Source organism: Lichenihabitans psoromatis, from assembly GCF_004323635.1.
Classification (GTDB): domain Bacteria; phylum Pseudomonadota; class Alphaproteobacteria; order Rhizobiales; family Beijerinckiaceae; genus Lichenihabitans; species Lichenihabitans psoromatis.
Map to the genome: position 1 here is coordinate 1889116 of NZ_CP036515.1, position 24939 is coordinate 1914054.

The 24939-nt window shown below is 64.1% G+C and carries 20 protein-coding genes and 1 tRNA gene; 9 read left to right on the forward strand and 12 right to left on the reverse strand.

Annotated features, from left to right (window positions below):
• Positions 1-590: 590 nt before the first annotated feature.
• On the forward strand, positions 591-1232 hold the full coding sequence (locus EY713_RS08785) for a TetR/AcrR family transcriptional regulator (RefSeq protein ID WP_131114460.1): 642 nt from the start codon (positions 591-593) through the stop codon (positions 1230-1232).
• A 334-nt stretch (positions 1233-1566) separates the two neighbouring features.
• Here the strand turns inward: EY713_RS08785 and EY713_RS08790 are convergent, their stop codons facing one another.
• Positions 1567-3273, reverse strand: a complete 1707-nt coding sequence (locus EY713_RS08790; protein ID WP_165491076.1) for a tyrosine-type recombinase/integrase — start codon at positions 3271-3273, stop codon at positions 1567-1569.
• Positions 3274-3365: 92 nt separating this feature from the next.
• A tRNA-Leu gene (locus EY713_RS08795) sits at positions 3366-3451 on the reverse strand.
• Positions 3452-3692: 241 nt separating this feature from the next.
• Here EY713_RS08795 and EY713_RS08800 point away from each other — a divergent pair.
• The gene (locus tag EY713_RS08800; RefSeq protein ID WP_131114462.1) at positions 3693-4703 is read left to right on the forward strand and encodes a complex I NDUFA9 subunit family protein; all 1011 of its coding nucleotides are present in this window, start codon (positions 3693-3695) and stop codon (positions 4701-4703) included.
• A 97-nt stretch (positions 4704-4800) separates the two neighbouring features.
• Here the strand turns inward: EY713_RS08800 and EY713_RS08805 are convergent, their stop codons facing one another.
• On the reverse strand, positions 4801-5487 hold the full coding sequence (locus EY713_RS08805; protein ID WP_131114463.1) for a sulfate transporter family protein: 687 nt from the start codon (positions 5485-5487) through the stop codon (positions 4801-4803).
• Positions 5488-5639: 152 nt separating this feature from the next.
• On the opposite strand from EY713_RS08805, the gene EY713_RS08810 reads away from it, so the two are divergent.
• Positions 5640-6050 carry a response regulator gene (locus EY713_RS08810; RefSeq protein WP_131114464.1) on the forward strand — a complete coding sequence of 137 codons (411 nt, stop codon included), beginning with the start codon at positions 5640-5642 and terminating at the stop codon, positions 6048-6050.
• Between the two features lie 116 nt (positions 6051-6166).
• On the opposite strand, the gene EY713_RS08815 is transcribed toward EY713_RS08810, so the two are convergent.
• A complete protein-coding gene (locus tag EY713_RS08815) occupies positions 6167-6562 on the reverse strand; it encodes a hypothetical protein (RefSeq protein WP_210215320.1) in 396 nt (131 codons plus the stop codon).
• An 83-nt stretch (positions 6563-6645) separates the two neighbouring features.
• A complete protein-coding gene (locus tag EY713_RS08820) occupies positions 6646-7812 on the reverse strand; it encodes a M20 aminoacylase family protein (protein ID WP_131114466.1) in 1167 nt (388 codons plus the stop codon).
• A gap of 167 nt (positions 7813-7979) precedes the next feature.
• Between EY713_RS08820 and EY713_RS08825 the strand changes: the two genes are divergently transcribed.
• The 4 genes from EY713_RS08825 to EY713_RS08840 all read left to right on the forward strand — a co-directional run bounded on the left by EY713_RS08825 (position 7980) and on the right by EY713_RS08840 (position 12281).
• Positions 7980-9776 carry an ABC transporter ATP-binding protein gene (locus tag EY713_RS08825; RefSeq protein ID WP_245572949.1) on the forward strand — a complete coding sequence of 599 codons (1797 nt, stop codon included), beginning with the start codon at positions 7980-7982 and terminating at the stop codon, positions 9774-9776.
• Between the two features lie 165 nt (positions 9777-9941).
• Positions 9942-10781: a transporter substrate-binding domain-containing protein gene (locus EY713_RS08830; RefSeq protein WP_131114468.1), complete on the forward strand. Its 840-nt coding sequence runs from the start codon at positions 9942-9944 to the stop codon at positions 10779-10781.
• Between the two features lie 25 nt (positions 10782-10806).
• Positions 10807-11529 carry an ABC transporter permease gene (locus tag EY713_RS08835; protein WP_131114469.1) on the forward strand — a complete coding sequence of 241 codons (723 nt, stop codon included), beginning with the start codon at positions 10807-10809 and terminating at the stop codon, positions 11527-11529.
• Between the two features lie 2 nt (positions 11530-11531).
• Positions 11532-12281: an ABC transporter permease gene (locus EY713_RS08840; RefSeq protein WP_131119470.1), complete on the forward strand. Its 750-nt coding sequence runs from the start codon at positions 11532-11534 to the stop codon at positions 12279-12281.
• Between the two features lie 19 nt (positions 12282-12300).
• Here EY713_RS08840 and EY713_RS08845 read toward each other — a convergent pair whose 3' ends face one another.
• From EY713_RS08845 to arfB, 3 genes are all read right to left on the reverse strand, one after another.
• The gene (locus EY713_RS08845; RefSeq protein ID WP_131119472.1) at positions 12301-13743 is read right to left on the reverse strand and encodes an HAL/PAL/TAL family ammonia-lyase; all 1443 of its coding nucleotides are present in this window, start codon (positions 13741-13743) and stop codon (positions 12301-12303) included.
• A 65-nt stretch (positions 13744-13808) separates the two neighbouring features.
• The gene (locus tag EY713_RS08850; protein WP_131114470.1) at positions 13809-15077 is read right to left on the reverse strand and encodes a peptide ABC transporter permease; all 1269 of its coding nucleotides are present in this window, start codon (positions 15075-15077) and stop codon (positions 13809-13811) included.
• 138 nt (positions 15078-15215) lie between these two features.
• Entirely contained in the window at positions 15216-15638 is a 423-nt protein-coding gene (gene arfB, locus EY713_RS08855; RefSeq protein ID WP_131119474.1) for an alternative ribosome rescue aminoacyl-tRNA hydrolase ArfB, read from the reverse strand.
• Positions 15639-15958: 320 nt separating this feature from the next.
• Between arfB and EY713_RS08860 the strand changes: the two genes are divergently transcribed.
• Both EY713_RS08860 and EY713_RS08865 read left to right on the forward strand, forming a co-directional pair.
• Positions 15959-16822, forward strand: a complete 864-nt coding sequence (locus tag EY713_RS08860; RefSeq protein ID WP_131114471.1) for a DMT family transporter — start codon at positions 15959-15961, stop codon at positions 16820-16822.
• Positions 16823-16928: 106 nt separating this feature from the next.
• Positions 16929-18251 carry a sulfotransferase domain-containing protein gene (locus EY713_RS08865; protein ID WP_131114472.1) on the forward strand — a complete coding sequence of 441 codons (1323 nt, stop codon included), beginning with the start codon at positions 16929-16931 and terminating at the stop codon, positions 18249-18251.
• A gap of 224 nt (positions 18252-18475) precedes the next feature.
• On the opposite strand, the gene metH is transcribed toward EY713_RS08865, so the two are convergent.
• The 4 genes from metH to EY713_RS08885 form a co-directional block, all read right to left on the reverse strand.
• Entirely contained in the window at positions 18476-22201 is a 3726-nt protein-coding gene (metH, locus tag EY713_RS08870) for a methionine synthase (protein WP_131114473.1), read from the reverse strand.
• A gap of 53 nt (positions 22202-22254) precedes the next feature.
• Complete coding sequence (metF, locus tag EY713_RS08875) at positions 22255-23169, reverse strand: methylenetetrahydrofolate reductase [NAD(P)H] (RefSeq protein ID WP_131114474.1); 915 nt, start codon at positions 23167-23169, stop codon at positions 22255-22257.
• Complete coding sequence (locus EY713_RS08880) at positions 23169-24182, reverse strand: metalloregulator ArsR/SmtB family transcription factor (RefSeq protein WP_131114475.1); 1014 nt, start codon at positions 24180-24182, stop codon at positions 23169-23171. Before EY713_RS08880 ends, metF begins: the two co-directional genes overlap by 1 nt.
• 80 nt (positions 24183-24262) lie before the next feature.
• Positions 24263-24934: a D-lyxose/D-mannose family sugar isomerase gene (locus EY713_RS08885; protein ID WP_131114476.1), complete on the reverse strand. Its 672-nt coding sequence runs from the start codon at positions 24932-24934 to the stop codon at positions 24263-24265.
• Positions 24935-24939 lie beyond the last annotated feature (5 nt).

The following is a 24939-nucleotide window of genomic DNA, read 5'->3' on the forward strand; positions in this document are numbered from 1 at the left end:
CGATCAAGGTTCCACAGACGCCGATCATCGGAACCGCAATCGCTGACGCTTGCAGCGCTAGATTGTACGCGTATTTTTAATAGAACGCGTACGCAAAATTGGCGAGCCCTTGTTTCCTCGCATTCGGTCGTGAAGCCGGTTGACGCGCTGGCACTCGACCGGCCGAACTGACTGTTCACCCTCAGCGAGGCGGATCATGCCGACGCTGTTAAACATCCATCGGAGGCTCGCTGCTGGTTCGGACGACCCAGCGCACCGAATGTCACAACGTCGCGATGGTTTCGAATGCCATTCGCGTCTGCTCATGCCTGTTTCCCGGTCAGGGTAGGAATGATCCGGGACACGCGGGGTCTCGTGCCGGACGCAGCGGTCGCGCGCCTCCGCTGCGCGGCACCGGTTGATCCGACGCTCGCCGTGCGCATGCCCGGTTGACTTGAGGTGTCGCCAAATTCCGTGCGTCGTTAAGAAGAAGCGGGGACGCGCGCGCGATGTAAGCGGCAAGCCTGCGGCGCGACGGCGACGGCGTCCATCCCGCCGTACCCGCGATGCTGTAGGGTCCGCGCTAGCTTCGGAGTACGAGAGGATCAAGAATGATGCCAGCGCCGTACTCTAGTCCTCAGTTCCGCCGCGAGCGGCAGCGCTCAGCGTTCCGCGAGGACATCCTCGCCGAGGCGCGTGCGATCCTCGCGGAAGAGGGACCGGATGGGCTAAGCATGCGCAAGCTGGCGCATCGCATGGGCTGCGCGCCGATGAGCCTGTACGCGTACTTCCGCGACAAGCACGACCTCCTGACCGCGCTGGCGCATCGGGGCTTTGGCATTCTGGCCGAGCGCCTCGCGGCCGAGCCCGGGGAGGAGCCGCTTGCTGCCCTGCGCGCGGTGTTCCTGACCTACGCGCGGCTCGGGTTGGAGCGGCCGGACGACTACCGCGTGCTGTTCATGACGCCTCAGGTGCAGCTGGTGCGCGAGTTCGAAGGGCCGGAGGAGATCGCCCGGGAGAGCCCGGCTTTCGCCATCGGCCTGGATCGCGCCCAAGCTTGCGTCGCGGCGGAGATGCTGGAGGGCGACGCGCACGCCATTACGACGCTGCTATGGACCGCGGTGCATGGGGCGGTCGCGGCGGTTCTTACCTTCCCTGCGTTCCCGTTCGGCGACCGCGACACCTACGTCGCCCGGGTCGTGGACTGGACGATTGATGGGCTGAGAGCCACCAAGGTTGCGCCGCTCGCGTAGCAGGGACGCGGACGAGCGCAATCGAGGTGCACGGATTGTGCGCGTCCCGCAACGCTTTTACCGAAGCTGGGGGAAGTGGATGATCCGAAACGCATCGCTCATCCGCGTGCGAAATCTCGCAAGTCGCCCGCAATGGAATGTCTGCTTCTGGGAAAAAGCCGGAAACTCTTGAATGACGGGGATGGGCGCAATGCCGAATGTCCCCTATTCTGCGCCCGGGCAACGGCCGCTCCCGGCGCAAAGCCGAATGTCCAAGCAGGCACCTTACGTTCGATCATGAGCCGATAGACGCCTCGCCTCAATTGACGGCGTCAACAAGAACAAGCCTGAAGCGTTATGCAAGGCCGAAGGCAGGGAGCTTCTCTATCTCAGTCTTGAGCTGCGCAACGCCGGGAGAGAAATAACCGTCACTGGCATCCCGTCGCTTATTGTGGCCAGTGATAGCGTTGCTGTGCCGCTTCGAAATCCCCGCACCTTCGGCTCGTGTCACAAAAGTGTGCCGCCAAGAGTGATTGGGACTGAGCCCAGGCTCGAGATCGGCCTGCGTCCTGATCCAAGCAGCAAGCTCGGCCGCCCGAAGCTCCTGGGGGCTCCGGCTAGCGCCAGGTTTCTGCGCGACATCACCGACGAACAGAAGACCGCTTCCGGATGACTCGACGAAACGGATCAAGCCTTCACGCTCAAGTTCGCTGTGGACCGGAACGACACGCGCGAACCCGTCCTTGGTCTGTGGAAAGCGCATGACCCAGATGCCGGCCTGGCACCAGATGTCTTCCTTACTCAACCAGCACACTTCCTGAATGCGCGCTCCGGTATACGCGCAAATCCATGGCGTCCATCGACGCGATGCGGACGCTTTGGGATAACGAGGATCGCGATTGACGGCGCGAGCCGCGAGCAGAATCGTTCTGATCTCGTCGGGACGAAAGGTTCGCTCGCGAATCGTCTGACGTTTCGGCAGCTCCAGCTTGACCCCAACGACCGGGTTATCCAGTCGCAGCCGACCACCATCCCTCGTCATCGCCCAGCTAAACAGCGTTGCAGCAGCAACGAGATCGTTCCCGTTCACCGTGCCAGCGCCGATCCCTTCGACATCGCGACGATGCTTCGCCCAGTCGTGCATGTCATCTTGGGTCACAGCGCGGATGTCGCGCCCTTTTACGAACTTATTGAGACTGGCGACGGATGGGCCGTAGCGCCGGATCGTGCTGGGCGCGCGCTTGTCAGCGTATTCTGCCTTCCACCGTTCAAAAAGGCCGGCAATAGTCTCACAACCAGTCAGTCCAGGGACTTGCGATGGCGGAGCGGCGAAGGGCGGAAACCGGCTTAAATTGACGTCGGGGGAATAATCGCCATCGCTGTTGCGCCCCAACTTGCCGATCAACAGGCGATAGCTCTGCCCGATCTGATCGAGAAGCTTGCGTCGGGTCACTCCGTCAACGAGCACGCCCTTTTCGGCGCAGATGCGGTCAGCCCGCCACCCGAACAGATCTTCCATGGCTTGCTCAAGCGTCATGCTGACGCCGAGATAGTCGATGTCTTGCTGAAGCTTCCAGGCCAGCACCTGAGGTCCGTTGGGGAAAGAAGCGGTCGCCAGGTAGATCGATTGTCCTTCGGAGTCCTCACACGTCGGATCGCCCAAACCTTCGTGCAGAGCCGCGACCATTTGCTTGAAGGTGGCCCGCGCCCCGTTGATGCCGTCGGGCACCATATGCGGATCGCTGTCAAAATGTTCGGAGCGATCCCGATAGACCTCGCCTGCCAGCGCGACGATTTCTTTGTGCGTCAGTGCCTTGGGCCCGGCTCGCATACCGGCGAGCTGTCTCATCAAGTCGCCGTAGGCCCGCGTGAAGCGCTCCTTGGCGAGGGCTGGGTCCTTTGTCCTCAATGAGCAGAAAACCTTATCGGTCACCGCCGTGGTGACCGTCGCGGCTCCCACGGTCAGCATGACGACGGCACCCTTTACCCGCGGTGGCAGGTCAACCGGCATGCGAACGTTCAAATAGAACGTGCCGTTCTTATGCTCGAAAGGTCTGGGCATGGGGAGGGCCATGTGTGAAACCGCTGTGTGAAAGCGGGTGTCCCAAAAGCCCTGATCTACCAGTAAGATCTTGCCAAACCATCAAAAAATGATGGTGCCCTGGAGAGGACTCGAACCTCCACCACTTGTGATGACTGGTACCTGAAACCAGCGCGTCTACCAATTCCGCCACCAGGGCCGCAGGTCGCCCTTCTACGGGGCGGGGTGTTGCATTGTCAACGCCGCTTTTGCCGTTGGGGCGGGCGAGACGCGATTGGTTGTCGCGTCGCGGTCGATCGGCTGCATCGATCTGTACAGCAATCTCCCATTTGACTATGCGTGTCTGGCGCGCCAGTGGCGCGCGGACTTAGACCGATTGCGGTTGCGGTCGGGGCGGCCTACGGGCGGCCGGGTCGCGACGAGGCTTGAAAGAGGGCAACATGGCCGGTGTCGATATCGCTCACGACCGGATCGTCACGGTGTTCGGCGGCTCGGGCTTCCTGGGCCGGCATGTCGTGCGGGCGCTCGCCCGCGACGGGTGGCGCATTCGCATCGCATCACGGCGGCCCGATCTCGCCATTCACACGCAAACCACCGGTCGCGTGGGGCAAATCACGGCCGTGCAGGCCAATTTGCGCTATCCGGCCTCGCTCGCGGCGGCACTGCGCGGCGCCGACGCGGTCATCAATCTGGTCGGCATTCTGGCCGAGCAGGGAAAGCAACAGTTCGAGACGGTTCACACCGCTGGCGCGGCGGCGGTTGTCAAGGCGGCGCGTGACGCCGGCATCGGAACGCTCGTTCATGTGTCGGCCATCGGCGCCGATCCGGAGGGCGCGTCCCAATATGCCCGGTCGAAGGGCAAGGCCGAAGCCATCGTGCGCGAGGCTTATCCGGATGCGGTGATCCTGCGGCCCTCGATCGTCTTCGGCCCGGAGGACGAATTCTTCAATCGTTTTGCCGCCATGGCACGGATTTCGCCGGTCCTCCCGCTGGTTGGCGGCGGGCTCACGCGGTTTCAGCCGGTCTATGTGGGCGATGTGGCTGAAGCGGTCGCGGCCGCCGCCATCGGCACGGCGCGCGCAAGAGGCACCTACGAACTCGGCGGTCCTGCGGTGCGGACCTTCAAGGATTTGATGGAGTATGTCTGTCGGGTCACCGGGCGCAAGCGCCTGCTGGTTCCCATTCCGTTCGATGCAATGCGGATCCCGGCCGGTCTGACGGAATTGGCCGACAGCCTGCTGCTCGGCGCCTTTCCCAAAATGCTGTTGATGACCCGCGATCAGATCACGCTGCTGCGGTCCGACAATGTTGTGTCGCCATCCGCGATCGCCAGCGACCTGACGCTCAAGGGGCTTGGCATCGAGCCGCGCGCGATGGAAAGCATCGTGCCGAGCTATCTTTACCGTTTTCGCAAGACCGGCCAGTTCGATCGGGGGCGTATCGCGCCCTAAGCGCGTTCGCCTCGGCGAATTCGCTTCAAAAGAAGCGGCGTTCGCCTTGGCGAATTCGCTTCACGGGACAAGCCGCGCTCGCCTAGGTGGCGCTGTGTTAGCGTGGCCGGAGGATCTGCCGAAGCGCGAGCCGCTTGTGGACCCGGACCATCAAGGCGGTGGCGAATAACGGCGTCAGCAAATTGAGGATCGGCACCGAGAGGAAGAGCGCGATCCAGAGCCCTGCCGCAAAGATCGTTCCGGCATGGGCGTTTCGCATAGCCCGCGTCTCTTCCGGACTGCGGAACCGCAAGGCTGCGAACTCGAAATATTGCCGACCCGAGAGGTAGGCATTCGCCCCGAGGAACGCGAGCGCGTTGATGCCCGGCACCAACAACAGCGCGAGCGCCACGATCATGACCGCGAGTGACAGCAGGGCGAAGCGGACCGACAGCCAGAGTGCGCTTCCGATCGGCAGCGCGCGACCGGGGGCTCGGGCTGGATCGATGTCGCGTTCGACCAAGCCCGCGAGATCGTCGATGAAGAAGCCTGCGACCAATGCCGACATCGGCGCAACGAGAAAGATCCCCGCGACCGCGAGGCCAAGTCCCTCGAGGATCGTCACAACCATGCCAAGCCACGGCGACGGAATGGTGACGAGACCACTCAACCAGGCGTGAGCTGCCGCGGCCGCCATGACGACGAGCGCCAGCGTGAGGCCAAGGATTTTGGCCGCAACGGCTCGGAACGGCGGCGTCCACATCTCCCGAAGAGCCGCAACGGCGTCGATGACGCTTGGAAGCATGATGTCCTATCGCATTATTTGCGCCGCTGCGGTGTCCGGTGCGGCACCGCAGGGGTCGCGGCTCAAAAGCCCGGTAACCCGGAAGTAATGATACCTAATTAGATTGTTAAAATTGTTAGCAACCCGGGGTCGGCATCGGCCGTTCGTCTTCCATGACTCAAGATGTCACAACTCAAAGAGCCTGCACGGTTCTCGTCGTCGAAGACGAGTTCCTGGTGCGTGAACTTGCGGTGTGCGAACTCGAAGAATCCGGGTTCCATGTGATCGATTTCCCAACCGCGGATGCGGCGCTGGTGCATCTCGAAAGTCATGTCGGAGAAACCGCCGTCGTGTTCACCGATGTGCAGATGCCCGGACGCCTGAACGGCCTCGATCTCGCCGACATCGTGAGCCGCAGTTGGCCGAGCATCGGGGTTCTTGTGACCTCGGGTGGACCGTTGGTCAATCCAACCAAGCTGCCGTCATGCGCGCGGTTCGTGGCTAAGCCTTGGCGGGCCGCCGACATCGTCAGTCGGGTGCAGGTGATCGCGACCCGGTGCGCCGGACATCCAGCGGCGTTGTAGCGACGCGCGACACGATACGCGAGCTGGCGCCTCGCGAGATCGCCAAACGACAACGGCCGGACACCATGATGGCGCCTGCCGAACGTCGTCGGGAAACGTGACGGGATGCGGTGGTTTTAGCCGGCCACCTTGCGAAGGGCGGCTTCGACGCTGCTTGAAATCGCGGCGCTCTTGTCGGCTGCCGGGATGCCGGTCACAAGCGCCTGGCGCGCAGCCTGGACGTCGGATTCGCGCTGCTTGACGACTTGTGAGCGGAGCGCGTTCCAGTGCTGGGCCACGAGGGTGCTGATCGCCTCGCTGAGAGCAGCATAACCCGGATGGTCGGCCTGTTCGGTCCACGACACAGTCACCGGGCCGGGCTCCGTCACGTCGGAGGGGAAGGACGAGATCGTTTCCAGATCGTCCAGCTTGTCCGCCAGGGCGCGGAGAAGGGCGGCTTCACTCATCATACTCTCCCATGCGACCGAGGGGCCGGAGATGGCCCAAAGGGCCGACACCGCGACGTGCGGCATGTTCAGGGCCGCGCTGTGCGGCATGCCCTTAAGGTGAAGCTGGAATGTAAAAGAATGGTTAAACGCGAGTTAAAGACATCGCATCAAGGCCGCAGAGCCGTTTCGACGAGCCGTCCCCAAAAGCTGATCCCATAGGGCAGGGCGGTGTCGTCGAAGTCATAGCCTGGGTTGTGCAAACCGGCGCTATCGCCATTGCCGATGAACAGGAAGGCGCCCGGCCGCTCCTCGAGCATGTAGGAGAAATCCTCCGCGCCCATCATCGGAGGGATCGCGGGGTCGACGTTTTGAGCTCCCGAAACGTCGGCCGCGACCGTGGCGGCGAAACGCGCCTGATCGGCATGGTTGACCGTGACCGGGTAACCATGCGCGTAGTTCACCGTGGCGTCGACGCCGCTGGCGGCCGCGACGCCCGCCACGATCTCGCGCAGGCGACGCTCCGCCAACACGCGGGTTTCCGCCTTGAGGCTCCGCACCGTACCACCGAGCCGGGCCGACTGCGGAATCGCATTGCCGGCGGATCCCGCGTTGAACTGGGTGACCGACACGACACAGGCGTCCAACGGATCCACGTTGCGGGCCACGATCATCTGAAGCGCCGTGGTGATCTGTGCGCCCGCCAGCACGGGATCGATGCAAAGATGTGGGTTGGCGGCGTGACCTCCGCGGCCGTCGAGGCGGATCTCGAATCGATCCGCCGCTGCCATGATCGGGCCGGGCCGGAGAGCGAAATGACCCACAGGCAAACCCGGCAGGGAGTGCATCCCGTAGATTTCGTCGATGCCGAAGCGGGCCATCAGCCCGTCCGACACCATCGCCTTGCCGCCACCGCCGCCTTCTTCCGCCGGCTGGAAGACCACCACGGCTGTGCCGGCGAAGTTGCGCGTCCCGGTCAGATATTGGGCGGCGCCGAGAAGCATCGCGGTATGACCATCGTGACCGCAAGCATGCATCCGGCCCGGCGTCGTCGAGGCATGCGGCAGCGTCGTGTTCAACTCGGTGATCGGAAGAGCGTCCATGTCGGCGCGCATCGCGATCGTGCGCGGGCCGGGCCGGTTGCCTCGGATGATCCCGACCACGCCGGTGCGGCCGATGCCGGTCACAACCTCGTCGCACCCGAAGGCGCGCAACCGATCGGCCACCAGGCCTGCCGTGCGGTGGACGTCGTAGAGGAGTTCAGGGTGGCGGTGGAAGTCCTGCCGCCACACTTTGACCTCTTCGGTCGCCTCGGCCACGCTGTTAATGACGGGCATGCGGGCCTCCTAGGACGAACGGGGACGTCGAGATCCCCGACATGGCGCCGGAACCGCTGACGCGTCAATGCGACAGCGCAGCTGAATCGTAGGTCGCTCATCGGGTGAGACGTAGTTACCGCTTGAACACGACGTCGTCGCCGTGTTTAGCAAAGACGATGAAGCAGATGAAGGTGCCCGAAAAGCGGACGCAGGATGGGCAGTCGTTTGCTCTCATCCGCAGATTGCTGGCCGAACATGGTCGCCATCACGGCTCCGCCTATGCGATCGCGCTCGGCCTGATGGCCGTTGCGGCGGGTACGACAGCTCTCTCCGTGTCATTGCTGGCCCCGATCGTTAATGGCATGACGGGGTTAAGCGTCGCCGAAGGGGGCGCGTTCAAACATCTGCGTTTTCTCGCTCTCAGCGTCGGTGCGCTCTACATCCTGCGGGGCTTGGCGACCTTCGGCCAATTGGTGATCATGTCGCGAACCGGCAACCGGATCGTGGCCGCCATCCAGGCGCGCGTCTACGATCACCTGCTGCGTCAGCCGGTCGCCTTCTATCAGCAGCGCCACTCGAGTGACCTGATGGCGCGTTTGGCGCTTGCCGCCAACAGCGTGCGCGACGTCGTTCAACTGCTGGTCACCTCCGCCGGGCGCGACGTGCTGACCCTGCTCGCGCTGCTCTGCGTCATGGTCTACAACGATCCGCTGATGGCCTTGATGCTGCTGGTTCTGATGCCGGTCGGTGCCCTGCTGCTTGGCCGCCTCATGCGGCGCGTCCGCAAATATGCGCGGCGGCAGTTCGATGGCTCGGCCCGCATCATGCAGACGATTCAGGAGACCGTTCAGGGCATCCGGATCGTCAAATCCTTCAATCTCGAAGAGGTGATGCGCGGACGCATGGCCGCGTCCATCAACGAGGTCGAAAAGGCAGCCAATCGGATGGCCAAGGGGGTCGCCATGGCGAGCCCCGTGAGCGAGACGCTGGGCGGCGTCGCTGTGTCGGCGCTGGTTCTTTACGGCGGCTGGCGCGTCGCCGTCGCGCATGCGGATCCGGGATCGTTCTTCTCGTTCATCGTCGCTATGCTGGCCGCCTATGAGCCCGCCAAGCGCCTCGGTAAGCTCAACCTCGATCTGCAAAACGGCCTCGTGAACGCTCGGATGATCTACGATCTTCTGGACGAGCCGCTCGCCGATGCCGACGATGACCTCAAGCCGCCGCTGGTCGTGACCCGCAGCCGCATCGTTTTCCAGGATGTGGGGTTCAACTATCGTCCGAGCGAGACGGTGCTGAAAGGTCTCGATTTCGTGGCCGAGCCGGACACCACCACGGCCTTGGTTGGTCCCTCGGGCGGCGGCAAGTCGACCATCATCAGCTTGATCCAGCGCTTCTACAATCCGCAGTCCGGGCTGGTGACGATCGATGGCCAGAGCGTCATGGATGTGCGGCTCGGCTCCTTGCGCGACAACATCGCTTTCGTGGCGCAGGACGTCTTTCTGTTTCGCGGCACGATCGCGGATAATATCGGGCTTGGCAGGCTGGGTGCGAGTCAGTCCGAGATCGTCGCCGCGGCCCGCAAGGCGCATGCTCACGATTTCATCACCGCCTTGGCCGATGGTTATGCAACCCCGGTCGGTGAGCATGGCAACAACCTCTCGGGGGGCCAAAAGCAGCGCATCGCGATCGCACGCGCCTTCCTGAAGGAAGCGCCGATCCTGCTGCTCGATGAGCCCACAGCGGCCCTCGATTCCGAGTCCGAGCGCGAGATCCAGAAGGCGCTCGACGACTTGCGGATCGGCCGCACCACGATCGTGGTGGCGCATCGGCTTCAGACGATCGTGGATGCGGATCGCATCTGCGTGATCGAAGGGGGCCGCGCGGTTGAGACCGGCACCCATTCCGAATTGATGCAGTTGCGGGGAGCGTATCACACGTTTTTCGCGACGCAATTCGGGGAGCGGCCGCGCCGCATCGCCTGACTAGCGCGCGAGTTCGGCCGGATGAGCGACGCAATTTCACAAAAGTTTGGCCCAGATTCTGCTTCTGTCTTTCGCGCGAACCGCTGCTGGTCAATACTGCGAACCGAAGGACCCGGATCGCTTGTTCGATCTCGCAGGGGTCCACGATTTGGGAAGGAATACTTGATGCGTAAATTCGTCCTCACGGCCGCTGCGGCCCTCTCGGTTTTTGGAGCCGCAACGCTTCCCGCCGTGGCAAAGGACTGGAAGGTGGTGACGATCGCCACCGAAGGCGCTTACGAGCCTTGGAATTTGACCAAGCCGGATGGCAGCTTCGATGGCTACGAGCCCGAACTGCTCCGCAATATCTGCGGTCGGATGAAGATCGAATGCAAGATCGTCTCGCAGGATTGGGACGGCATGATCCCGGCCCTGCAGGCCGGCAAGATCGACGTCATCATGGACGCGCTGTCGATCACGGACGAGCGCAAGAAGACCATCGATTTCACGATTCCCTATGCGGCCACGCCCGGTGTGTTCGTCTCCGACAAGAACGGCCCGCTCGCCAATGCGCCTGGCTCCGGCACGACCATCAAGCTCAGCAACGATGGCCTGACGCCGACGATGGACGACCTCCGCAAAGCCTTCAAGGGCAAGACCATTGGGCTGCAGACCGCCACCGTCTACGAGCCCTTCGTGGTCAATAACTTCAAGGATGTCGCGACCATTCGCGAATACAAGACCGCGGCCGAGCACGATATCGATCTGGTGACGGGGCGTATCGACCTCGCGTTTGACGATGCCACCTACTTCACCGCCGCCTTTGCCAAGCCCGACAACAAGGACATGGCCTATACGGGCCCGCAAATCGGCGGTGCTGTTTGGGGACCGGGTGAAGCTTTCGGCATTCGCAAGTCGGATGGTGACCTCATCGCCATGTTCAACACGGCTTTGACCGACGCCATCAAGGACGGAACCGTGAAGACCCTGAGCCTCAAGTGGTTCAAGATCGACGTGACCCCCTGAGGCAGGCGATCGAGCCGCCGCGCCCGTGAGCGCTTTCACGCAATTCGGCTTTGGGCCGACGGGATGGGGCGGCTTCCTGCTTCTCGGCGCGGGTGTCACGGTTGCCGTGACACTGGCGTCGCTCGCCATCGGCGCGGTGCTCGGCTCGGGTGTCGCAGCCGCCAAGCTGTCGCAGAGCCTGGCTCTGCGCCTCGTCGGCGACGTTTACACGACCGTGTTTCGCGGCGTGCCCGAACTCCTCATCATCTATCTCTTCTACTTCGGCGGATCGTCGGTGTTGTCGGCGATCGGCCGCCTGTTTGGCCATGAGGGTTTCGTCGGCGTGCCGACGTTCTTGGCCGGAGCCTTGGCGGTGGGCATCATCTCCGGCTCCTATCAGGCGGAGGTGTTCCGGGGCGCATTCCAGGCCGTGTCGCGCGGCGAGATCGAGGCGGCGCGCGCGGTCGGTATGAATGGGTTCCTCCGGTTTCGGCGCATCATCGCGCCGCAAGTGTTTCGCTTCGCTCTGCCGGGGCTTGGCAATGTTTGGCAGTTGAGCCTCAAAGATTCGGCTCTGATTTCGGTGACGGGCCTTGCCGAACTGATGCGGAATTCGCAGGTCGGAGCCGGTTCGACCCATGATTATTTCGGCTTCTACGTGGCGGGTGGTGCGCTCTACCTGCTGATGACGGCGGTCTCGAACCGCATCTTCGACGCCGCCGAGGTGCGGACCGGCAAATCCTTCCGCCGCCCCGTGCATACGGCATGACGATGGGTCTCGATTTTCCCTTTCTGCTCGATACGATGGAACGGCTGATCGCGGCTTTGCCGCTGACGTTGGCGCTGTTTGCGCTGTCGATCACGTTCGGGGCCTGTCTGGCGGTCGCCCTGACGGCGATGCGGGTCAGTCGCTATAAAGTGCTCGACAGGATAGCCCGGGCCTATGTGTTCGTGTTTCGCGGCTCGCCGCTGCTGATCCAGATGTTCCTGGTCTATTACGGCATCGCGCAATTTCCCGCCGTTCGCCACAGCATCGCCTGGCCGCTGTTGCGCGACCCCTTTTCCTGTGCCGTGATTTCGTTGGCGCTCTGCACCGCCGCCTATGCGACCGAAATTTTTCGGGGTGGTTTGCTGGCGGTGCCGCCCGCGCAGATCGAGGCGGCGCGCGCCTGTGGCATGTCGGGATTCCTGCTGCTCCGCCGGGTCATCGCGCCCATCGCTCTGCGGCGCGCGCTGCCAGCCTATTCGACCGAGATGATCCTGATGGTGAAGTCGACGTCGCTCGCCAGCATCATCACGGTGACCGAGGTCAGCGGCGTGGCACAGCGGATCATCGCGCAGACCTACCGGACCATGGAAGTGTTCCTCTGCGCGGCGCTGATCTATCTGTTGATCAACTTCGTGCTGGCTCGCTTGATCGCCTGGCTCGAACATGCGCTCTCGCCCGACCTGAGGGCGCCCCCCGTCGCGCTGATCGCGGCCGGAGCCGCCGCACCGATCGAGACGACGCTGCTGCACTGAAGCAACGACGTCGGTGCCGTCAGAACGGCGCCGAGCCGGCCATCATCGCGGCAGCGCGCCCAAAATCCTGCCCGAGCGGACGATCATCGGCATAAGGCGGAACGACGGCCCGGAGGCGGGCCGCTATTGCGGCCGAAACGGGCGAGCGGCGCGCGGCGACGGGATCGGTCGCCTGGATGGCGGCCAGCACTTCGATCGCCAGGATCGATGCGGCATTATCGATGATCTGGAGCGCCTTCAGGCTGGCCGGCGTCGCGTGGGCGAGATGATCCTCTTGCAGCGCCGATGTGACGCCGCCATCGAGGCTGGCGGGTGCGGCGAGCCGCCGGTTCTCGGCCACGAGCGAGGCGGCCGTATATTGAGCGATCATGAAGCCGGAGCGGCTGCCCCCCGCGGCGGCCAGAAAAGCCGGCAGGCCGCTCACCAGCGGATTGACGAGCCGATCGATGCGCCGCTCCGCCATGGCGGCGACCTCAGCGGTGAGAATCCCCAAGAGGTCCATGGCGAGGCCGACACCGGCGCCGACCGCATGGGCCGTGGAGGCGGCACGCGGCCGATCGGGTGGGCCGAGCAGCAGTGGGTTGTCGGTCGGCGAGGCGAGTTCGCGATCCACCACACCGGCGACATAAACCAGCGCATCGCGGGCGGCCCCATGCACCTGCGGCACCGCGCGCAAGCTCAACGCCTCCTGGGTGCGACCGGCCCCTGTCGCCGCGATGGCGCAACTGCCCGCGAGGACATGCCGGAGGCGGGCCGCGACGGCGCGCAACCCTGGCGAGGCATGCAACGCCATGCTGTCTTCGGCGAAGCAGGCGGGGTCGCCGGCGAGCGCTTCGAACGAGAGAGCTGCGCTCGCGTCAGCCCAATCGAGCAGCCGTTCGACTCGCGCCAGCGCCAGCGCCGCCAAGCCGGTGGCGCAGGGCGTTCCGTTGACGACGCTCAGGCCTTCTTTCGCGTCGAGGACCAACGGCGTCCGCCCGGCCCTGGATAAAGCCATCGCACCGGTCAGCGTTTCCGCACCGCATATCGCAAAGCCCTCGCCGATCAGCACGAGGCCGATATGCGCCATATGGCTGATGTAGCCGACGGAACCGCGTGACGGCACGAGCGGGATGCAATCCGCCGCCAGCAGCGCCAAAAGCGTGTCGACGACATCGATCCGCACGCCGGAATAACCATGCGCCCAATTATTGACGGCTGCCGCCATGATGGCGCGAGTTTCGGCTTTGCCGAGTGGAGCGCCGACCCCGACCGCATGGCTCATGACGATGTTCCTCGACAGCGATTGCTGATGATCGCGGTCGACGATGACGTCGCAGAGCGCGCCGACGCCGGTGTTGACGCCATAGGCCCGGATCGAGCGCACCACGATGGTGTCGACCAGGGATCTCGCCGCGTCGATGCGGGAGGTCGCGGCGCCTGAGCCGAGCAGGGGGGCTCCGTCGGCAACGGCCGCCACCATCCGCCATGTCAGCGGCGCATCGAGGATCACGGCCGCGACCGGGTCGCCGACCACCGGGGCGCTTGTCAAAGTGTCGCTTGTCCGCGCGGCAGCGGCGCGATGGACGGCTCGAGCCGGGCCATCGGGCGGCTGGTTCGATACTGGCCGCGCACGACCGTCGCGAAAGCGAGCGCCACGACGCCGAGCAGTGTGACCCACCACAGTTGCGTGGTGTCGAGGCCGCAGAACGCGATGGTCAGCACCGCGACGAATTCGGCGAGCACGAAAGGCGCGACGGTGGGCGACAGATGTCCGATGATCCGGAACGCGCTGAGTGAGAGCACAGCCGCCAGGACGGCGCCGATGACGCCAAAATTATACCAGATCTCGAACAAGAGGCTCTTGGGTGTCTGCGGTGGCAGAAAGCCGCTCAGCGGCGCCAGCGTCGCCATATCGAGACCGTGACCGGTGATCAGCCGGACAGGCTCGCTCACGACGATCGTGGCCCAGATCCGCATGGTTTCAGTCGCGGTCGTGAGGTCGGGGAGCCGATCACCAAACAGGGCGAGCAGCCCCTTGAATAGAAGGCCGACGCCGAACGGCACCGCGGGCGCGAACAGAAACAAGACTGCGACGATGACGCCGAGGAGGCGCCCGATGCGACCGGGGTCGATCGTCGCGATCGCAAAAGTCAGCGACCCGAGCGCCAAGGCCGCGAGCGCGACGGAGGTCCAGGCCGCCATGGCCGCGACCGCGACCGCGACGACGATCAAGCCTGCGGCCATCCAGCGGTCACGAATCGCCAATGCCCCGAGCGAGGGCCAAACCAGCACCACGAGGCTGACAACGGCACGTTCGAGGGTCGAGTCATCGGTCTGAAAGCTGAAGGCGCCCGGCGCACCGAGCGCGGTCGCGAGCGTGAAGGCGACGGCGGCCACGATGCCCAGCGGAAAAAGATTGAGGTTAGAGGTGCGGGTCCGCTCGGGAAGGAACGCGGCCGTCACAATCACGAGCAGCAGCGTCCCGCCGATCTTGGCCAGCCGCTCCGCCGCGTCGATCCCGACCGGGCTCCAGACGAGCGACAGCGCGCTCCAGGCGAGGAGCCCCAGGCCGCTGAGCCCGGCTGTCGAGAGCAGCGTGGTGCGGAGGCGGCGCAGGAGCGAGCGATCGGAGAGCAGCAATCCGGCCACAAGCAGGAGTCCCGCCCCGATCGGCACGAGGATGAACAGCGCCCGGCGCGACAGCACCATGCTGATCGGCACCGCCATCGCCAAAACCGCTAGTCCGATGCGGAGAAGCAGCACCGCCGCGTCTTCGGCCGGGTCCTCGTTAAATTTCTGCGTCGAATTGGGCATTCGTGGTCTGCACGAGCGGAAGTTACCCCGTTCGCCCCTGAGCGTGAGACGCCATCCTAAAGGTGCATGCGGCGGAGTTCTGTGCGAGTTTCGCCACACTTGCCGACGAAACGGTCCCAACGGCAGCCGGGTGCCCGCTCATTCGTCACGTGTCGTGTTGCGGCGCAAGGTTTTCACGACCGAGCGACGGTCTTTCGTTTCGAGTCGACGTTTCTTCGACGCCAAGGTCGGGCGCGTTGGCCGGCGGATCGGTTTGCGGATCGTGGCATCGCGGATCAAGTCGATCAGGCGGTCGAGCGCTTCCTTGCGGTTGAGCGCTTGGGAGCGATGCGTCTGGACGAACAGCACGATCACGCCGTCCTGGGTCATGCGCTGGCCCGCGATGGCGGGGAGGCGATCGCGCACGAATTCGGGCAGATTGGGCGAGTTGCGCGCGTCGAAGCGCAGCTGCACGGCCGACGAGGTCTTGTTGACGTTCTGACCGCCCGCGCCCGAAGCGCGGACAAAGCTCTCGTCGATCTCGTCCTCATCGATCGAGATGAGCGGCGTGATGGGGATCATGGCGCTCATGTGTCTGCTCCGATCCCACCCACTCGGCCACCTGCTCATGGACCCGTTCATTAGGCCGCTTGTGGGTCGCACGACAAGAGCTCTGATCGATGGCCTTGGTTAAGCAATCGTAGAGAAAGCGGGTCTAAGGCTCGCGGATCAGCCCCCGATATCGTTCAGGATCAACCGTGGCGTTCTCGTTATCCCGACCCACCCGGTCGCTAACCGCGCGCTCCGTCGTTGCGCCGTCGTTCTACCGGCGGGGGCTGCGGCGCCCGCGACACACGTCTCGTGTCGAGTATGCTCCGACAACGCTGCACCGCGAGGCGAGCGTGCCAACCGCGGACCGATCAGCCCTCGGCATCGCGGCCATTCTGGCGAGCACCATGGCGTTCCCCCTGTCCGACCTCGCGGCGCAATCGCTCATGACGTCGCTGCCACCGCTCGAGGTCGCGTGGCTCCGCTATGTCGTGTTTCTTCTTGCGACCCTGCCTCTGCTGGCTCGCGGTCGGCGGTCGGTCACGGCGGTGCGGCCCGGCCTGCAACTGTTGCGGGGCGGCATGGCTGCGCTATCGACCTTGGCCGCCATCCTGTCGTTCAAATATCTGGCCGTTCCCGAGACGACGGCGATCGGTTTCGTGGCGCCCGTCATGGTCACGGCCCTTGCGATGATCTTTTTGGGCGAAAAAGTCGGCATCAGACGCTGGAGCGCCGCCATCGCGGCGCTGATCGGCGTGCTCATCATCGTGCAGCCCGGTGGGAGTTCGTTTCGACTGGCCGCGCTGATCCCACTCGCGGGGGCGGTGGCGAGTGCCGTCGCGGTCATCGGCACACGCCTCAACAAGCAAGACACCGCGAGTACCTCGATCCTCTATTCGGCCTTGATCGGCACCGTGATGCTGTCGGCGCTCGTCGTCTTCGACTGGACGACGCCCGACCCGGCCCAAATCAAAGTCGTGATCGCTGTCGGCCTGTTCGGCGGCCTCGGCAGCCTGATGCAGGTCGTCGCCTATCGGTTCGCGCCCGCCTCGCTGCTCGCCCCGTTCACCTACATGCAATTGCTCTGGGCCAGTGGGCTGAGTTTCCTCTTTCTCGGCACGGTGCCGACCGTCGGTATGGTGGTTGGCAGCGCCATCATCGCCGCAAGCGCCATCTACACGGCTTACCGCGAGCGTGTGAAAGGCGTCGTCACCTGAGCATCGGCTCACGTCAGTCCTGACTCTTGCCGTAATTTCGCGACGATCGCGTTGCATCAGCCGATTGCGTCCTTCGCAATGAGGCGAGGCGCGGTCGAGGACTGCCGTGCTCAATCCGGTTCGCCGTTTGCTCTCGATGCCCAATCCGCGTGAGACCGTCACGCGGTTGATCGATCGAGCCGATCGGGCCAATGCGGCGCGCGCTTGGAGAGAGGCCGAGGCCGATTACGCGGCTGCGCTCGCGATCGATGCCGCGCAACCCGCGATCTGGGTGCAATATGGTCATGTGTTGAAGGAGCAGGGCTCCTTGGCTCAGGCCGAGGATGCTTACCGCTCCGCGCTCGCGCAGGAGGCGGGCGCAGCCGAGACGCATCATCACCTCGGCCATCTGTTGCTCGCGCGACATCGGGTGGAGGACGCCGTTGCGGCGTTTCGTCAAGCCTGCCTGCTCGATCCCGATGCCGCACAGAGCCGGGCGATGCTGGATCATCTCGGGGGGACGGTGGCGCAGGAACGTTGCTGCGAGACGCCGCTGCGGGATATCGACGACTTGCCGCCGCTTCAAGGGCGCGATCCGGAGGTTGCAGTGCCGGTTGAAACCTCGACGGATCGATTTCGCCTCGCCGTGGTGCCGCGACTACGCCGGCTTCCGGGCCCGCGCGCGCCCGCCGCCGTGGCCTTCATCCACTTGCAAAAGACCGGCGGTACGACGCTCTATGACATGCTGCAGCATGCTTTTCCGCCCCATCGGGTCTGCCCGGTCCACGACGATTTTCTGAACCTACACACGGCGGACGAAATGGCGGAATTCGATTATTTTTCCGGTCATTTCGACGTCGCGTCGCTTCGCCTCATTCCGAAGCGGCCGCTGCAGGTTATCAGCGTTTTTCGCAATCCGACCGATCGTCTGATTTCGGTGTACCGATCCCACCGCTCGCACGAGGTCACGTCCAAGGCCGGGGTGAACCCATTCGTTCGTCTCGCTAACGCGCTCTCTGCCGAGGAATTCTTCGAGCACCCCGCCGTTCGGAGCGCGCCCGAGATTTTCAACCATTATCTCGCGGCGTTCGGGCTTGGCTTTCGTCAGATGAAACAAGCCCATCGCGTTACCCGCGACGATGTCCCGGCGGTCGCCGTCGAGAGCGCGGTCGCGCGCATACGCGGCCTGGATGCGATCGGCATTACGGAGAAGTTCGAGGCAACGGTCGCGTTGATCTATGAGAGCCTGAACCTGCAGCCGCCGAAGGTGGTCCGTCCCCGCAATGTCACCGACGCGCTCGCTACGAAGATGAAGGGCGCTCCGACGCCGCGCGTCGACAAGACCCCGCGATTGCTCGCCGCCATGGCGGACCTGACCTGCTTCGACGAGACCCTCTACGCGGCCGCCTGCGAGGAAGCCGACCGACGCTTGAAAGCGCGCCGTGCGTGACGCATCGACCCGGGAGGTGCCGAGAGCCGCGAGGAGTGCGGCCAGCATCGTCAGGACTAAAGTCACCATTAACGCCGCTGTAATCAGCTGATCGCACATGCCGGTTTCGTCTCCCTAGCCCGGCGCAACTGTGCTCCCAATTTAGTCCAAGTCGATTCAATCTTTAACGAAAGGTTAACGCTCGCGACGGAGGGCAACGACCAGACCGCGTCGCTATGGATCGCCTATTCGGCCGCTTCCTGAGCGAGCGCTAGAGGATCGTAGTTGAGGATCGGCGACAGCCAGCGCTCGACCTCGCGGAGCGGCATTCCCTTGCGGACCGCATAATCCTCCGCCTGATCTCGCTCGACCTTGGCGACGCCGAAATAATGCGCCTCTGGGTGTGCGAGATAAAGGCCAGAAACGGACGATCCAGGCCACATGGCCACGCTTTCGGTCAGCCGCACCCCAACGGCATGTTCGGCGTCGAGCAAGCGGAACAAGGTGAGCTTCTCAGTATGGTCGGGCTGCGAGGGGTAGCCCGGCGCGGGGCGGATGCCGCGATAGGTCTCGTCGAGCCGCTGCTGGTCGGTCAGAACCTCGTCGGCCGCATAGCCCCAGAATTCGCGGCGCACCCGTTCGTGCATAAACTCGGCCGCCGCTTCGGCAAAGCGGTCCGATAAGGCTTTGACCAGGATCGAGGAATAATCGTCATTGGCCTGGGCAAAACGGGTCGAGATCGCGATCTCCTCAGAGCCGGCCGTTACCACGAAACCACCGATGTAATCCCGCTTGCCCGCCGTCCCGGGTGCCACGAAATCGCTGAGCGCTGTATTGGGGCGTCCGTCGCGCTTGCTCAATTGCTGCCGCAGCGTGAAGAAGGTCTCGCTGCGCGCGCCGGTTTCATCGTCAAACAGGTGGATATCGTCGCCGACCGACTGCGCGGGCCAAAAACCGATCACGGCGCGCGGCGTGAACCACTTCTCCTCGATGATGCGTGCCAGCATGGCTTGCGCGTCCGCGAAGAGATTGCGAGCGGCTTCGCCCTGCTTTGGATCGTCGAGAATGGCCGGGTAGCGGCCTTTCAGCTCCCAGGTTTGGAAGAAGGGAGTCCAGTCGATGAAGCCCGCCAGGGTCGCAAGATCGAAAGTCCTAAACGTCTGCGTGCCGAGGAACGATGGTCGTGGGGGCTCGTATCCCGACCAGTCGATCTTGAGCGCGTTGGCGCGCGCCTTGGCAAGCGGGAGCCGCTGCTTGTCGCGCTCGTTCTTGGCATGAGCGTCGGCGACGCGTCGATATTCGCCCCGAACGGTCTCGACGTAGCTCACCCTGGTGTCGGGCGACAGCAGCGCCGAAACGACACCCACGGCACGGCTCGCATCCGTGACATAGACGGCCTGACCGCGCTCGTAATGCGGATGGATCTTGACGGCCGTATGGACGCGGCTCGTCGTGGCGCCGCCGATCAGCAGCGGCAGGTCGAGCCCTTGGCGCTCCATTTCGGCGGCCACGAAGCACATCTCGTCGAGCGACGGCGTGATGAGGCCCGACAAGCCGATCGCATCCACTTTCTCAGCGATCGCGACGTCGATGATCTTCTGCGCCGGAACCATCACGCCGAGGTCGATGATCTCGTAATTATTGCAGGCCAGGACCACCCCGACGATATTCTTGCCGATGTCATGCACGTCGCCTTTGACGGTCGCCATCAGGATCTTGCCGGCCGAACTTCGGCCCGATCCGCCACCGCTCGCAAGCTTCTCGGCTTCCATATAGGGCAGCAGCACCGCCACCGCCTGCTTCATGACGCGGGCGGATTTAACCACCTGCGGCAGGAACATCTTGCCGGTTCCGAACAGGTCGCCGACCACGTTCATGCCGGACATCAGCGGCCCCTCGATGACGTCAAGCGGGCGTTTGGCCGCGACGCGCGCCTCCTCCGTATCGGCGTCGACGAATTCGGTGATGCCGTTGACGAGCGCGTGTTCCAGCCGCTTGGCGACCGGCGCCTCGCGCCATGTCAGGTCCTTAGCTTTGGCGACCTGGCCATCCTGGCCCTTATAGAGTTCGGCCAGGGCGAGCAGCCGCTCGGTCGAGTCGGCGCGCCGGTTCAGCACCACGTCCTCGCAGGCCTCACGCAAGTCGGGGTCGATCTCGCCATAGACCGCGAGTTGCCCCGCGTTGACGATGCCCATGTTCATGCCGGCCGTGATCGCATGGTAGAGGAACACGGCGTGCATCGCCTCGCGCACCTTCTCGTTGCCGCGGAACGAGAAGGATAGGTTCGAGACACCGCCGGAGATATGCGCGTAGGGCAGGTTGGCCCGGATCGCACGTGTCGCTTCGATGAAGTCGACGCCGTAATTGTTGTGTTCCTCGATGCCGGTCGCGACCGCGAAGACGTTCGGATCGAAGATGATATCCTCGGGCGGGAAGCCGACTGTCTCGGTCAGTATTTTATAGGCGCGGGAGCAGATCTCGATCTTGCGCTTCTGCGTGTCGGCCTGGCCTTCCTCATCGAAGGCCATCACGACCACGGCCGCACCGTAGCGGCGCACGATCCGCGCGTCGGCGATGAATTTCGCCTCGCCTTCCTTCAGCGAGATCGAGTTGACGATCGGCTTGCCCTGCACGCATTTCAGGCCGGCCACGATGATGCCGAACTTGGAACTATCGACCATCACGGGGACGCGGGCGATATCCGGCTCGGCCGCCATGAGGTTGAGGAAGTCGACCATCGCCTTTTCGGAATCGAGCAGGCCTTCGTCCATATTGATGTCGATGATCTGCGCGCCATTGGCGACCTGATCGCGTGCGACGTCGAGCGCCGCCGCGAGATCGCCCTCGCGGATCAGCTTGCGGAAGCGGGCCGATCCCGTGACGTTGGTGCGCTCGCCGACGTTCACGAACTTGATGTCGCTCGTCAGCGTGAAAGGCTCGAGGCCGGACAGGCGCAGCATCGGCTCGATGGTCGGCACGACGCGGGGCGCGAGGCCCTTAACGCGTGCCGCGATGGCGCGGATATGGGCCGGCGTGGTGCCGCAGCAGCCGCCGATGACGTTGACGAGGCCGGATTCGGCGAATTCGCCGACCAGCTCGGCCATATAGTCAGGGCTCTCGTCATACATGCCAAATTCGTTCGGCAGCCCGGCATTGGGATAGGCGCAGACCAGCGTATCGGCGGCCCGGCTGATTTCGCTGAGATGCGCGCGCATTTCCCGAGCGCCGAGCGCGCAATTCAGCCCCACGGTGAAGGGCGAGGCGTGCCGCACCGCGTTCCAGAACGCCGTCGGGGTCTGGCCCGACAGGGTGCGGCCGGAGAGATCCGTGATGGTGCCGGAGATCATCACCGGCAGAGTGCGCTCGATCTCCTCGAAGATTTCGTCGATCCCGGCCAGAGCCGCCTTAGCGTTCAGCGTGTCGAAGATGGTTTCGACGATGATGATGTCGGCTCCCCCTTCGATGAGGCCGCGCGCCGCGTCCCCATAGGCGATCCGCAGCTCATCGAACGTGACGGCGCGGTAGCCGGGGTTGTTGACATCGGGCGAGATCGACGCCGTGCGGTTGGTCGGCCCGATCGCGCCTGCGACGAACCGTTTGCGGCCGTCCTTCGCTTCGGCGAGATCGGCCGCTTCGCGGGCCAGCCTCGCGCCTTCGCGGTTCAGTTCGACCGCGATCGCCTCCATGCCGTAATCGGCCTGGGCGATGGTGGTGGACGAAAACGTGTTGGTCTCGACGATATCGGCGCCGGCCAGAAAATATTGCAGGTGAATGTCGCGGATCGCATCCGGTTGGGTCAGCGTCAGCAAGTCGTTGTTGCCGCGCAGGTCGCTCGGCCAGTGCTTGAACCGCTCCGCTCGAAAGGCCGCTTCGTCAAAACGGCGCTCTTGGATCATCGTCCCCATGGCACCATCGAGCACCAGAATGCGCTCGGCGGCTGCGTCACGAAGGGCTTGGGCTGTGGTGGTCACGGGCGGAACCTCTGCATGTGGTCGCTTTGTTGCTCGATCGGTCCGATCCCGCTTCAGGCGGCGGCTTGATCGAGCCTCGGTCGCAGTCCCAGAAGATGACAGATCGCGTAGACGAGATCGGCCTTGTTCATCGTGTAAAAATGGAAATCGCGGACCCCGTAATCGACGAGATCGAGGACTTGTTCGGCCGCCACGGCGGCTGCGATGAGCCGCCGCGTCGCCGGATCATCGTCGAGCCCCTCGAACCGATCGGCCAGCCATTGCGGCACCGAGGCGCCGGTTCGGGCCGCGAAATTCGCGGTTTGCTTGAAATTCTGAACCGGGACGATGCCGGGAATGATCGGGATTGTGATGCCCCGCGCCCGGACCCGCTCGATGTATCGAAGATATAACGCGTTATCGAAAAAGAATTGCGTTATGGCGCGCGTCGCACCCGCATCGACCTTCGCGGCCAAGACGTCGAGATCCACATCGATGTTCGGGCTTTCGGGATGGGCCTCAGGATAAGCCGACACGGAAACCTCGAAGTCGCCGGCGCGGCGGATCCCGGCAACGAGATCCGCCGAGGTCGCGTAGCCACCCGGATGGGGCGTGTAGGCCGTGCCGACGCCGCCCTGCGGATCACCGCGCAGCGCCACGATATGGCGCACGCCAGCGGACCAATAGCCGGCCACCACCTCGTCGATCTCGGCCTTGGTGGCGCCGACGCAGGTGAGATGTGCGGCCGGCTTCATCGTGGTGTCGCTGACGATGCGCGCGACAGTGGCGTGGGTCCGCTCGCGCGTTGAGCCGCCGGCCCCATAGGTGACGGACACGAAATCTGGCTCGAGCGGCTCGAGCCGCGTCACCGCATCCCATAAGCCCACCTCCATCTCGGCGGTTTTGGGCGGGAAGAACTCGAACGACACTTTGATGGGCGTCGCCTTCACGAGGCTATGCGAGCGGCTCGGGCGATGATCGGGCAGCATCAAGCAACCTCCTGATGGGGAAAGGCGAGCGGGGCATCCGACAAGGTGCGACGATCACGGCCAATCCAGATCGACACCGTCAGCGTATCGGCTTCGCCGTCTTTCGGCGTCAGGTCGCGATGCTGTTCGCTGGCGAGGCCCGCATCGGCCATGAAACCGTCGATCTCCTGCCGCGAGAAGCCGAGCCGGCGGTGAGCGTGATGGTCCCGCAAGGACTCATGGTCATGCGGTGCGAAATCCACCACGACGAGGCGGCCGCCCGGCCGTAAGGCTCGAGCCGCCTCGCGAAGGGCGCGGGACGGGTCGTCGAGGTAATGCAGCACCTGATGCAGGATGACGAGATCATAGCCGTCGCGCTCGACCGGCGGCGCATAGATGTCGCCCTGGCGGAGGTGGATATTCCGCAGACGGCTTCGCTCGATCCGGGTCCGCGCGATGTTGAGCATCGCATGGTTTTGGTCGATCCCGATGGCGCGGTCGGCCAAAGGCGCCAGAAGCTCCAGCATCCGGCCGGTGCCGGTGCCGAGATCGAGCAGGGCGCGAAACGGCCCCGGCCCAACCGCCTCGAGAATAGCGGTCTCGACGCGCTCCTCGGCGATATGCAGCGAGCGGAGCCGATCCCATTGGCTTGCCTGAGTAGCGAAATAGCGCTCCGCATTCTGATTGCGGGCCGTTCGAACCTCGCCGAGCCGGGCCCGATCGGCAACCAGAACCGGGTCATCGGGGTCGAGCCGCCGCACCAGGTCGCGGCCGCAAGAGGCCGTCGGCGTCCGAGCCATGCAGGAAAAGAACGCCCATGCGCCCTCGCGATGGCGCTCGACGAGGCCGGCTTCGACCAGCAGCTTCAGATGCCGAGACACGCGCGGCTGTGATTGACCGAGGATCGAGACGATCTCGGTCACGGTCAATTCCGCTTCGACCAACAGCGCGAGAAGCCGAAGGCGCGTGGCTTCCCCGGCTGCTTCAAGCGCCGCGAGGGCCGAGCCAAACGAGAGAGGGACCGCATTCGTCATCAAACAACCAGATCACACGAGATATAAAGATATCTTTATGCGTGTGTTTCTCTTTTAGCAAGCGGGATCGTGGTCGCGGGTCACCCGGCCGCGAGGTCTCGCCACAACAGATAAAGCGCAGGCTCGTCGTCCTCGATCGTCATCGGGCCGAACGGCTCCAGGAAGTAGTTGTCGGTCAGGTCGTCGTTGACTTCGCTGATTTCTCCGACCAATGACGTCCCGGTCCCGGGAATTCCATAAAAACGATGTGCCTGCAGCGGCGGCAGCGTCAGGCTCTCGCCCGGTGTGAGCACGACGGTTTGTCGCGCCGCGATGGTCGAGCGAGCGCCATCGACCAGGATCTCGACCGGTGCCTCGATCGGCTTGCCGGCCGCATCCACGTTGACGAGATCGATGCCGAGCGAGCCGCCACCCCGCACCAGCATGTCCTCCGTTTTGGCGCGGTGATAATGATAGGGCGCTTCCTGTCCCTCCCGCATCACGATGGCCTTCTCGGCATACACGCGCTGCCCCGCGCGCCCCGCGACACCATTGCGCGCAACCAGCAGGATGAGGCCCTGACGGAAAAAATCCCCGCTGCCGAAATCGGTGATGATCCAACCCATCTGATGTTCGGCACAGAAGTGCCGACGGGCGGGATCGGCGTCCCATTGCGCTGGCGACCAGGTGGCCCAGGGCGGCGGCACATAGCCGTGCCGCGCGAATGTCGCGTTGGCGTCGCGCATCTGCTGGTTGATAAAGGAGCGTTTCATGGTGA

Coding starts and splice junctions, on each gene's coding strand:
- EY713_RS08785 (WP_131114460.1), top strand. CDS start 591: ATGATGCCAGCGCCGTACTCTAGTCCTCAGTTCCGCCGCGAGCGGCAG.
- EY713_RS08790 (WP_165491076.1), bottom strand. CDS start 3,273: ATGCCCAGACCTTTCGAGCATAAGAACGGCACGTTCTATTTGAACGTT.
- EY713_RS08800 (WP_131114462.1), top strand. CDS start 3,693: ATGGCCGGTGTCGATATCGCTCACGACCGGATCGTCACGGTGTTCGGC.
- EY713_RS08805 (WP_131114463.1), bottom strand. CDS start 5,487: ATGCTTCCAAGCGTCATCGACGCCGTTGCGGCTCTTCGGGAGATGTGG.
- EY713_RS08810 (WP_131114464.1), top strand. CDS start 5,640: ATGACTCAAGATGTCACAACTCAAAGAGCCTGCACGGTTCTCGTCGTC.
- EY713_RS08815 (WP_210215320.1), bottom strand. CDS start 6,562: ATGCCGCACGTCGCGGTGTCGGCCCTTTGGGCCATCTCCGGCCCCTCG.
- EY713_RS08820 (WP_131114466.1), bottom strand. CDS start 7,812: ATGCCCGTCATTAACAGCGTGGCCGAGGCGACCGAAGAGGTCAAAGTG.
- EY713_RS08825 (WP_245572949.1), top strand. CDS start 7,980: ATGAAGGTGCCCGAAAAGCGGACGCAGGATGGGCAGTCGTTTGCTCTC.
- EY713_RS08830 (WP_131114468.1), top strand. CDS start 9,942: ATGCGTAAATTCGTCCTCACGGCCGCTGCGGCCCTCTCGGTTTTTGGA.
- EY713_RS08840 (WP_131119470.1), top strand. CDS start 11,532: ATGGGTCTCGATTTTCCCTTTCTGCTCGATACGATGGAACGGCTGATC.
- EY713_RS08845 (WP_131119472.1), bottom strand. CDS start 13,743: ATGGTGGCGGCCGTTGCCGACGGAGCCCCCCTGCTCGGCTCAGGCGCC.
- EY713_RS08850 (WP_131114470.1), bottom strand. CDS start 15,077: ATGCCCAATTCGACGCAGAAATTTAACGAGGACCCGGCCGAAGACGCG.
- arfB (WP_131119474.1), bottom strand. CDS start 15,638: ATGATCCCCATCACGCCGCTCATCTCGATCGATGAGGACGAGATCGAC.
- metF (WP_131114474.1), bottom strand. CDS start 23,169: ATGCTGCCCGATCATCGCCCGAGCCGCTCGCATAGCCTCGTGAAGGCG.
- EY713_RS08880 (WP_131114475.1), bottom strand. CDS start 24,182: ATGACGAATGCGGTCCCTCTCTCGTTTGGCTCGGCCCTCGCGGCGCTT.
- EY713_RS08885 (WP_131114476.1), bottom strand. CDS start 24,934: ATGAAACGCTCCTTTATCAACCAGCAGATGCGCGACGCCAACGCGACA.